Consider the following 476-nt stretch of genomic DNA (forward strand, 5'->3'; position numbering starts at 1 on the left):
GGTAGGCCGCGCTTTCCGGCTCCAGTTGCCAGAGAAACCACTGTCGCTCCTGGGCATAGGAGAGCCGCAGGGGCTCGCCGTCCTGACGCTTGAACACTGGCGCGATCTCGAAGAGATTGACACCTTGCTGCTTGAGCAGGACAGCCAATGCCTTCCTTTCCTGGGGGGAAAGGGAGCCCACCTTCTCTATGAGTGCTTGCACGCTACCGCCTCTTAGGAAATCAGTTTTTCAAGTTCATCGGCAGATAGACGTTTGAGCGCCTCCAGGGATTTAGCCAGGGCATCTTCCACCGGCGCGCTCTCGGCCTTGAGGGTCTCGACGCCGTGGCAGAACTCACCCAGTGTCTCCGCGGTGAACATCGACTTGATCGGCACCTCCAGGTGCAGTCGTTCGCGTAGGCGGCCAATGACCTGGGTGGCCAGCAACGAGTGGCCGCCGAGTTCGAAGAAGTTGTCGTCGAGCCCGACCTGTTGCA

General features: G+C 60.1%; 2 protein-coding genes. Both read right to left on the reverse strand.

The features are described from left to right. Positions 1–202: hypothetical protein (locus HMPREF2581_RS33215; protein ID WP_152901289.1), on the reverse strand; the 202-nt coding region annotated here is incomplete at its 3' end. Between the two features lie 11 nt (positions 203–213). Continuing rightward, the coding region (locus HMPREF2581_RS18255; protein WP_083328450.1) for a phosphopantetheine-binding protein at positions 214–476 on the reverse strand (263 nt) is incomplete at its 5' end.

Source organism: Pseudomonas sp. HMSC057H01, from assembly GCF_001836405.1.
Taxonomy (GTDB): domain Bacteria; phylum Pseudomonadota; class Gammaproteobacteria; order Pseudomonadales; family Pseudomonadaceae; genus Pseudomonas; species Pseudomonas aeruginosa.